At 74.8% G+C, this 9,404-nt stretch carries 7 protein-coding genes; 5 read left to right on the forward strand and 2 right to left on the reverse strand.

Going from position 1 to position 9,404, the window contains the following annotated elements:
- The 4 genes from VF468_00800 to VF468_00815 all read left to right on the forward strand — a co-directional run.
- A partial coding sequence (locus VF468_00800; GenBank protein ID HEX5876863.1) for a M20/M25/M40 family metallo-hydrolase occupies nucleotides 1-1,212 on the forward strand: 1,212 nt, incomplete at its 5' end.
- The gene (locus VF468_00805) at nucleotides 1,209-2,990 is read left to right on the forward strand and encodes an ABC transporter ATP-binding protein (GenBank protein ID HEX5876864.1); all 1,782 of its coding nucleotides are present in this window, start codon (nucleotides 1,209-1,211) and stop codon (nucleotides 2,988-2,990) included. The genes VF468_00800 and VF468_00805, both read left to right, overlap by 4 nt.
- Nucleotides 2,987-4,792 carry an ABC transporter ATP-binding protein gene (locus VF468_00810; protein ID HEX5876865.1) on the forward strand — a complete coding sequence of 602 codons (1,806 nt, stop codon included), beginning with the start codon at nucleotides 2,987-2,989 and terminating at the stop codon, nucleotides 4,790-4,792. Before VF468_00805 ends, VF468_00810 begins: the two co-directional genes overlap by 4 nt.
- Before the next feature lie 10 nt (nucleotides 4,793-4,802).
- A complete protein-coding gene (locus VF468_00815; GenBank protein HEX5876866.1) occupies nucleotides 4,803-6,728 on the forward strand; it encodes a S9 family peptidase in 1,926 nt (641 codons plus the stop codon).
- Here VF468_00815 and VF468_00820 read toward each other — a convergent pair.
- Complete coding sequence (locus tag VF468_00820; GenBank protein HEX5876867.1) at nucleotides 6,712-8,103, reverse strand: AMP-binding protein; 1,392 nt, start codon at nucleotides 8,101-8,103, stop codon at nucleotides 6,712-6,714. The two genes, VF468_00815 and VF468_00820, sit on opposite strands and share 17 nt — an antisense overlap.
- 73 nt (nucleotides 8,104-8,176) lie before the next feature.
- Here VF468_00820 and VF468_00825 point away from each other — a divergent pair, with 73 nt between their 5' ends.
- Nucleotides 8,177-8,746, forward strand: coding sequence for a PadR family transcriptional regulator (locus VF468_00825; protein HEX5876868.1), 570 nt, complete (start codon nucleotides 8,177-8,179; stop codon nucleotides 8,744-8,746).
- Here the strand turns inward: VF468_00825 and VF468_00830 are convergent.
- Complete coding sequence (locus tag VF468_00830; protein HEX5876869.1) at nucleotides 8,646-9,299, reverse strand: HAD family phosphatase; 654 nt, start codon at nucleotides 9,297-9,299, stop codon at nucleotides 8,646-8,648. The two genes, VF468_00825 and VF468_00830, sit on opposite strands and share 101 nt — an antisense overlap.
- Nucleotides 9,300-9,404: the final 105 nt, after the last annotated feature.

Consider the following 9,404-nt stretch of genomic DNA (forward strand, 5'->3'; position numbering starts at 1 on the left):
GTCGAGACCTGCGGGCCGATCCTGCTCGCCACCCGCACCGAGGACCCCGGCCTGCCGACCGTCCTCGGCTATGGCCATGGCGACGTGATACGCGGCCTCGACGACCAGTGGACCAAGGGCTCCGGCCCTTGGGCGACGGCGCGGGACGGCGATCGCCTCTACGGCCGCGGCACCGCCGACAACAAGGGCCAGCACCTGGCCCAGCTCCTGGCCATGGAGAGCCTGCTGGCCACCCGGGGCGGGCTCCCCTGCACGGTCAAGGTGCTGCTGGACGGCGAGGAGGAGATCGGCTCGCCCAACCTGGCCGACTTCGCGCAGCGCAACCGCGACCGGCTCGCCGCCGACCTGGTCGTCTGGAGCGACGGGCCGGTGGACCCGGCCGGCGGCTGGCGGCTGGTGTTCGGGGTCAGGGGCATCGCCAGCTTCGAGCTGCGGGCCCGGGGCGCCAACCGGTCCCTGCACTCCGGCAACTGGGGCGGGGTCGCCCCCAACCCGCTGTGGACGCTGGTCCACCTGCTCGCCTCGATGCGGGACGCCGACGGCCGCATCACGGTCGAGGGGTTCGGCGACGAGGTGGAGCCGCTGGGCCCGGAGGAGCGGGCGGCCCTGGACCGGCTGCCGGTGGACGTCGAGGCCGTCAAGGCCGAGCTGGGCCTGGCCGAGCTGGACGCCCCGGCCGGGCGGGGCTTCGCCGAGCGGCTGGCCGCCTGGCCGACCCTGACCATCAACGGCCTCCACGGCGGCTACGGCGGCGAGGGGACCCAGACCGTCCTGCCGTCGTCGGCCGTGGCCAAGTGCGACGTGCGCCTGGTCCAGGCCCAGCGGGCCGGCGACGTCTACGACAAGCTGGAGGCGCACGTCCGCCGCCACGCCCCCGGGGTCGAGCTCGTCCGCCAGGGCTCGATGGAGCCGTCGCGGACCCCGATGGGCTCGCCCTTCACCGAGCCGATCCGGGCCGGCATGGCCGCCGCCCAGGGGGCCGACCCGCTGCTCGTCCCCGTGCTCGGAGGCAGCCTTCCCCTGCACGTGTTCACCGGCGTCCTCGGCCTGCCCACCTTCGGGATCCCGCTCGGCAACCCCGACCAGGCCAACCACGCCCCCGACGAGAACCTCGACCTGGACCGGTTCCACACGGGCGTCAAGACGGCCGCCGCGGTGCTGGCGAAACTCGGTTCCTCGGAGGGGGCGGCTTCCGGCACCATGGCCGGGTGACCACCTCAGCCCCCCAGGGACGCCTGCTCCGCCGCGGCCTGCGCGTGATCGGCCGGCAGGTCGCGCTCCATCCCCGGCCGTTCGTGATCGCGGTGCTCGGGGCGATGGTGTACGCCGTCGGCACGGTGGCCCAGTCGTGGGTGCTGGGCCAGGTGGTCGACCGGGCGGTCACGCCCCGCTTCGAGGCGGGCCAGCTCCGCGCCGGGGTGGCCGTGGCCGCCGCCTGCGCGATCGTGGCCGTCGGGCTGGTCAAGACGGCCGGCATCATCACCCGCCGGATCGCCGCCACCACCGTCCACGCCAACGTCCAGGCGACCCTGCGCGACCGGCTGGCCGAGCGCTACCACCGCCTGCCGCTGACCTGGCACCACGAGCACCCGGCGGGCGAGCTGCTGTCCAGGGCCGAGGGCGACCTGGACGCCGCCTCCGAGATCCTCTCGCCGCTGCCGTTCGCCACCGGGGTGGTGACCATGCTGGGGGCGGCCGCGGTCTGGCTGTTCCTGGCCGACCCGTTCCTGGCCACCCTCGGCATGCTCCTGGTCCCGGCCATCGTGGTCCTCAACCTGGCCTTCCAGCGCCGGGTGGAGCACCCCACCACCCTCGGCCAGGAGCGCCTCGGCGACATGTCGGCGGTGGCCCACGAGAGCTTCGACGGCGCCCTGGTGGTCAAGGCCCTCCAGGCCGAGGAGGCCGAGGGCCGGCGCTTCGCCGACAAGGCCGAGCTGCTGCGCGACGCCCGCATCGAGGCCGCCCGGGTCACGGCCAACTTCGAGGCCGGCCTCGACGCCCTGCCGGCCGTGACCACGGTGGCCCTGCTGGTGATCGGCGTCTGGCGGATCGAGCAGGGGGCGATCACCGCCGGCACCCTGGTCGGCCTCATCAACCTGTTCGCCCTGCTGATCTGGCCGCTGCGCCTGATCGGCTACGTGCTCGGGGACATGCCGCGGGCCGTCGCCGGCTACGAGCGGGTCGCCGAGGTCCTGGCCGAGCCGCTGCCGGGCCCGGGCCCGCAGGCGGCGGGCGACGGGCTGCCCGACGGCCCGCTGGAGCTGGTCGTGGACCGGGTCGGCTACGGGTACGAGCCCGGCGCCGAGGTCCTGCACGAGGTGTCGTTCCGGGTCCCGGCCGGGGCCACCGTGGCCCTGGTCGGCCCCACCGGGTCGGGCAAGTCGACCCTGGCCCTGCTCCTGGCCCGGCTGCTCACCCCCGACCGGGGCGGCATCCGGCTCGGCGGCCGCGACCTGGCCGGGCTGGACGGCGGCGAGGTGGCGGCGGCGGTGGCCATCGCCTTCCAGGAGCCGTTCCTGTTCTCCACCTCGGTGGCCGACAACATCCGCCTGGAGCGAACCCATGACGGGGTGCGGGACGCGGCCAGGCTGGCCCAGGCGGACGAGTTCGTGACCCGGCTGCCCGACGGCTACGGCACCGTGGTCGGCGAGCGGGGGGCGACCCTGTCCGGGGGGCAGCGCCAGCGGGTCGCCCTGGCCCGGGCCCTGGCCGGCCGGCCCCGGCTGCTGGTCCTGGACGACGCCACCTCCAGCGTCGACCCGGTGACCGAGGCGGCCATCCTCGGCGGCCTCGAGGGCCACCTGCCCTCCACCACCACCGTGGTCGTCGCCTCCCGGCTGGCCACCATCGCCCTGGCCGACCGGGTGCTGTACCTGGAGGAGGGCCGCCTGGCCGCCGAGGGCGAGCACGAGCGGCTGCTGGCCACCACCCCCGGCTACGCCCGGCTGGTCCGCGCCTACGAGCGGGCCGAGGCGGAGGAGGGCCAATGAGGCACGGCGGCGAGGTCGGGGCGCAGCACATCCCCGCGCTGCGGCTGCTCCGGCGGGGGCTGGCCGCCTCGCCCGAGCTGCGCAAGGGGGCGGCCCTCACCCTGGCCCTGGCCATGGTGGCCGGGGGCGGCCGGGTCGTCACCCCGGTGCTGGTCCAGCAGACGATCGACCGCCACGTCACCGGCGACACGGCCCGGCTGCAGGGGATGCTGCTCCTGGCCGGCACCGGCCTGGCCCTGATCCTGGTCGCCGCCTGGGCGGCCCGGACCACCAGCCAGCGGCTGGCCACGGCCAGCGAGCGGGCCCTGTGCGGCCTGCGGGTGCGGGCCTTCAACCACATCCACGCCCTCAGCATGGCCCACCACACCGAGGAGCAGCGCGGCGCCCTGGTCTCCAGGGTCACCTCCGACGTCGAGACCCTCGGCCAGTTCTTCCGCTGGGGCGGCCTGGCCTGGGTCATCAACAGCGCCCTGATGCTGGCCGCGCTGGCGGCCATGCTGGTCTACGACTGGCGCCTGGCCCTGATCGCCGTGGCCACCGTCCTGCCCCTGGTGGCCGTGCTCCGGGTCATGCAGCGCCGGGTGGTGGTGGCCTGGGACGCCGTCCGCACCCGGGTCGGCGAGTCGCTGGCCGCGATCTCCGAGTCGATCCAGGGGGCGGCCGTGATCCGCGCCTACGGCGTCCAGGCCCCGGCCCAGCGCCGGGTGCTGCGCACGGTCGAGGCCCGCCGCCAGGCCGAGATCCGGGCCGGCACCATCGGCGCCTTCTTCTTCCCCTCCGGGGAGCTGTTCGGCGTCCTCGCCACCGCGGCCGTGCTGCTGGCCGGGATGGCCATCGGCCCCGAGGGCGGCCTGACCGCCGGCACCCTGGTCGCCTTCGCCTTCCTGGTCACCATCTTCCTGGAGCCGGTGGCCGAGTTCACCGAGATCCTGGACATGACCCAGCAGGCGGTGGCCGGCTGGAAGAAGGTCCTGGACGTGCTCGACACCCCGGTCGAGGTCGAGGACCCGCGGCCGGGGCTGACCCTCCCCGCCCGGGCGCTCGACATCGAGCTGGACCGGGTGTCGTTCGCCTACCACGGCGGCCCGCCGGTCCTGGTCGACGTGCATGTGACCATCCCCGCCGGCACCCGGGTGGCCCTGGTCGGCACCACCGGGTCGGGCAAGACCACCCTGGCCAAGCTGCTGATCCGGCTGGCCGACCCGACCGCCGGGACCATCCGGGTCGCCGGGGTCGGCCTGCGCCAGGTCAGCCTGGCCTCCCTGCGCTCGGCGCTGGTCATGGTCCCCCAGGACGGCTTCCTGTTCGACACCAGCGTGGCCGAGAACGTCCGCATGGGCCGCCCCGACGCCGGCGACCGCGAGGTGCGGGCCGCGTTCGAGGCGCTGGAGCTGGGCCGCTGGGTCGACGGGCTGCCGCGGGGCATCCACACCCGGGTCGGCGAGCGCGGCGACTACCTGTCGGTGGGCGAGCGCCAGCTGGTCGCCCTGGCCCGCGGCTACCTGGCCGACCCGGGCTGCCTGATCCTGGACGAGGCGACCTCGGCGGTCGACCCGGCCACCGAGGTGGCGCTGCGCAACGCCATCCAGCGGCTCACCGAGGGCCGCACCGCGCTCACCATCGCCCACCGGCTGGCCACCGCCGAGCACGCCGACCTGATCCTGGTCCTGGAGCGGGGCCGGCTGGTCGAGCAGGGCACCCACGCCCAGCTCCTGGCCGACCCCGGCGGCGCCTACGCCCGGCTCCACGGCTCCTGGATCGCCAGCCTGGCCGCCGGCGGCGAGCCGGCGGGCAGGTGGTAGGGTCGAAGGCATGCTTCCCAGCGATCTCTCCCATCTGCGCACCCCATCGGCCCCGACCCTGACCCCCGACGGCCGGCTGGCGGCCGTGGCCGTCGGGCGGATCGACCTGGAGGCCAACCAGTACCGGGCCGACCTGTGGCTGGTGCCCACCGACGGCTCGGCCCCGCCGCGCCGCTTCACCTCGGGCCGGCGCGACGTGCGGCCGCGGTTCTCCCCCGACGGCCGCTGGCTGGCCTTTCTGCGCGCCGGGAACGACGACAAGCCCCAGCTGCACGTGATGGCCACCGACGGGGGCGAGCCGCGCCGGATGTGCGAGCACCCGCTCGGGGTCGAGGGGTTCGCCTGGAGCCCCGACTCGACCAGGATCGCGTACGTCGCCCGGGTGCCCGAGGAGGGCCGCTACGGCACCGACAAGGACGTCCCGCCCGAGAAGGAGCCGCCACGGCGGATCACCACCTTCCAGTACCGGACCGACAACCTCGGCTTCACCTTCGACCGGCGCACGCACGTGTTCGTGGTCGACGCCCTGGCCGAGGGGGCCGAGCCGGTCCAGGTCACCCGGGGCGACTACGACCACGCCGACCCGGCCTGGAGCCCCGACGGGGCCAGCGTCGCCTTCGTCTCGGCCCGCCACGAGACCCGCGACGAGGACGCGGCCAGCGACGTGTTCGTGGCTCCGGCGGCCGGCGGCGACGCCGTCCGGGTCACCGCCACCGACCTGTCCGTCGCCCGCCCGGCGTTCTCGCCCGACGGGGCCACCATCTGGTTCGTGGCCAGCGAGCCCGACCTGGCCGGGCGGCCGAGCGTGCTCTGGTCGGTGCCGGCCGACGGGTCGGGCAAGCCCGAGCGGCTGACCGACCCGGAGCGGTTCGACCACGACCCCGCCTTCGGCGCCGGGATCCTGCCCCTGCTGGTCGACGAGGACGCGGTCACCACCATCACGCTGGACCGGGGGGCGGCGCGGCTGCTGCGCTTCCCGGTCGACGGCGGCGAGCCCACCGAGCTGCTCGGGGGCCGGCGGGTCGTGCACGACTACGCCCAGGCCGCCGGGGTGGTCGCGGCCGTGGTCAGCCACCCCCTCTCGGCCGGCGAGGTCGTGGTCGTACGAGATGGGCAGGAGCGGACCCTGACCGACTTCGGGGCCGAGCTGGCCCGCTCGGCCTCGCTGCGGCCCATGGAGGAGCTGGAGGCGACCGCCCCCGACGGCGCCGGGGTCCACGGCTGGGTGGTGAAGCCGGCCGGGACCGGGCCGTTCCCGGTGGTGCTGATGGTCCACGGCGGGCCGTTCGCCCACTACGGCTGGACCCTGTTCGACGAGGCCCAGGTGTACGCCGGCGCCGGCTACGCGGTGGTGATGGGCAACCCGCGCGGCTCGGCCGGCTACGGCGAGTCCCACGGCCGCGCCGTCGTCGGCGACTTCGGCAACCTCGACAGTCAGGACGTGCTCGCCCTGCTCGACGCCGCCCTCGAAGACCCGGACCTGGACGGCGACCGGACCGGGGTGATGGGCGGCTCCTACGGCGGCTTCATGGCCACCTGGCTGGTCGGCCACACCGACCGGTTCCGGGCCGCCATCAGCGAGCGCGCCTGCAACGCCTTTGACAGCTTCGAGGGCTCGAGCGACATCGGCTGGTTCTTCGTCCCCAAGTACATCGGCGCCGACCCCGGGCGGATCCTCGCCCAGAGCCCGCTCGCCCACGCCGACCAGATCCGCACCCCGATGCTGCTGATCCACTCCGAGCTGGACTGGCGCTGCCCGGTCGAGCAGGTCCAGCGCCTGTTCGTCGCCCTCAAGAAGCGCAAGGTCGAAGTCGAGCTCCTGCTGTTCCCCGGCGAGGGTCACGAGCTGACCCGCTCCGGCCTGCCCAGCCACCGGGTGGCCCGGTTCGAGGCCGTGCTCGACTGGTGGGACCGGCACCTCAAGCCGAGCGGCTGATCCCCACCGCCTCCAGGGGGCGGAAGCGCCGGACCTTGCCGGTGGCCTGGCGGGCCAGCTGGTCGACGACGCGGACCTCGACCGACGGGGCGGGAATGCCCAGGCGGGCCAGCTCGGCGGCGATCCGGCGGCCGATGACGGCGGGGTCGGCGGGGGCGCCGACGACCAGGACCTCGGCCCCGGCCGGAGTCTGGCGGACCTGGTACTCGACCACCCGCCGGTCCCGGCCGAGCACCGACCGGAACACGTGCGGGTGCACGACCTGGCCGCCGGGGTAGGTGAAGGCGTCGTCCAGCCGGCCCTCGACGTCGGCGATCAGCATGTGGGCCGAGCCGCACGGGCAGGGGGTGTCGAGGACGGTCACCTGGTCGGTGAGCTCGAAGCGGATCAGCGGCAGGGTCGGGTTGGAAATGGCCGTCACCAGGATCTTGTCGGAGCGGACCCCCGGCGGCACCGGCCGGCCGGCCAGGTCGACCGGCTCGACGATCACCAGGTCGTCGCAGAGGTGGATGCCGGGGCTGCGCCAGCAGCCGACCCCGATGGGCCCCGCCTCCGAGGTGCCGTACATGTTGGCCACGGGAGCGCCGAACGACTCGGCCAGGGCCCGCCGCACCTCGGGCAGGAGCGGCTCGCTGGTGGCGGTGATGCGCCTGGGCAGGATCCGCAGCCGACCGGCGCGCGCCTCGGCGGCCAGGAGATTCAGCATCGACGGGTAGCCCATCAGGAGCAGCGGCTGGTAGGCGTTGAGCCCGGCCACGATCTGGTCGATCGGCTGGGACACCGGGAAGCGGGCGATGTCGGCCGCCGGGTTGGCGAAGGTCTGGGGCATGGCGCTGGTCATGTGGGTGGCGTTCCTGGCCCCGATCATGGCCATCTTGAGGGGGACGCCGGCCAGCTCGGGCGAGACCGCCAGGTCCCAGAGGAGGGGCCGCATGAAGCCGGCGTAGGCCTCCGCCCACTCCTCCCACCCGAAGACGAAGATGCCCCGGCGCCCGCTGGAGCCGCCGGAGGCGACGGCGTGGAAGCGGTCGAACAGGTAGGCGTCGGACTCGAGGCCGGCCAGGTGGCCCTCGACCAGGTCGAGGGTGAGCCGGGGGTCGGTGACCACGCCGTCCCAGCTGGCCATCAGGTCGTCCTTGGTCATCGGCGGGAGGCCGGCCAGGTCGGCCTCCTCGAAGGCGCCGGGGTCGACCCCGGCCAGCCGGTCACGGTGCCAGGGCGAGGCGGCGACGGCCACCCGCAGCAGGTCGCGGAGGCGGTCGCGGCGCTCCTGGCGGAGCCGCTCCGCCGGCCAGCGCAGCCGCTGGACGTGCTCGGGCAGCAGGGCGGCCAGGTCGGCCAGGTGCCGTTGCCGGAGGTCCTCGTACTCGGCCATGGCCAGCTCCTTCGTTCGCGCCCGGCTGATAGTCTGAATCGGACGGTACTGAACGTATGATATGATCCGGAGCATGTCAAGACCCGACCTCACCCCCGTGTCCTACGTCGTCCTCGGCCTGGTGGCCCGGGACGGCTCCGCCACCCCGTACGCCCTCAAGGTCGCCGTCGGCCGCGGCGTGGCCCATTTCTGGCCGTTCCCGCACAGCCAGATCTACGCCGAGACCGAGCGCCTGGCCCGCCTGGGGCTGCTGGCCGAGGAGCGCGAGCAGACCGGCCGGCGGCGGCGCAGCTACCGGATCACCGAGGCGGGCCGGGACGCGCTCGGGGCCTGGCTGGCCGAACCGACCGACGAGCCGCCCCAGTTCCGCAGCCTCGGCCTGCTGAAGCTGTTCTTCAGCCAGCACGCCGAGCACGGGCACGTGCTCGAGCTGGCCAGGGCCCAGCTGGCCCTGCACCGCCAGTTCCTGGTCGCCACCGCCGGGATCATCGAACGCCTCCAGGCCCGCGGCGACCGGCCGGGTCAGCTGGCCGTGGCCGAGATCATGGCCGAGGGGTTCCGGGCGATGGCCGGGGAGTGGGAGCGGGTCGAGCGAGCAGCCGCCGAGCTGCCAGGTCCCGTCGCAGCCGCCCGGGACCGGTGAAGCGCACCGCGTCGAACCCGAGCTCGCGGGCGGCGGCCACGTTGACCTCCGAGTCGTCGACGTAGAAGGTCGCCCGCGGGTCCAGCCCGAACCGCTCGGCCAGCAGCTCGAAGATGGCCGGGTCGGGCTTGATGAGCCGCTCCTCGCCGGAGACGAGCACGCCGTCGAACCACTCCAGGAACTCGAAGCGCTCACGGGCGACCACGAAGGTCTCCGCCGACCAGTTGGTGAGGGCGTACAGGGGCACGCCGGCCGCGCGCAGCTCGGCCAGCAGCTCGACCGCGCCCGGGACGTCGCCGCCCAGCATCTCGGGCCAGCGCTCGTGGTAGGCGGCGATGGCGGCGGCGTGCTCGGGGTGGCGCTCGACCAGCTCGGTCACGCCCTCGGCAAAGGGCCGGCCCCGGTCCTGCTCGGCGTTCCACTCCGGGGTGCAGACGGTGGCCAGGAACTCGTCCACCGCGGCCTCGTCGGCCAGCAGCTTCCGGTACAGGTAGCGCGGGTCCCAGTCGATCAGGACCCCGCCCAGGTCGAACACCACCGCCTTGACCGGCACCAACGAACCTCCTCGATCGGCCGTATCCTCGAAGGGACACTGTAGGGAGCCTGCCCACCCAGGAGCACCATGCCCGACCCGCCCCCGATCGACGGGGAAGCTCGC

This window comes from Actinomycetota bacterium, from assembly GCA_036280995.1.
GTDB lineage: Bacteria > Actinomycetota > CALGFH01 > CALGFH01 > CALGFH01 > CALGFH01.

Bases quoted from the DNA above. Each gene is read 5' to 3' on its own strand.
- VF468_00820 (HEX5876867.1), bottom strand. From the start codon at position 8,103: ATGGCCGAGTACGAGGACCTCCGGCAACGGCACCTGGCCGACCTGGCC.
- VF468_00815 (HEX5876866.1), top strand. From the start codon at position 4,803: ATGCTTCCCAGCGATCTCTCCCATCTGCGCACCCCATCGGCCCCGACC.
- VF468_00810 (HEX5876865.1), top strand. From the start codon at position 2,987: ATGAGGCACGGCGGCGAGGTCGGGGCGCAGCACATCCCCGCGCTGCGG.
- VF468_00825 (HEX5876868.1), top strand. From the start codon at position 8,177: ATGTCAAGACCCGACCTCACCCCCGTGTCCTACGTCGTCCTCGGCCTG.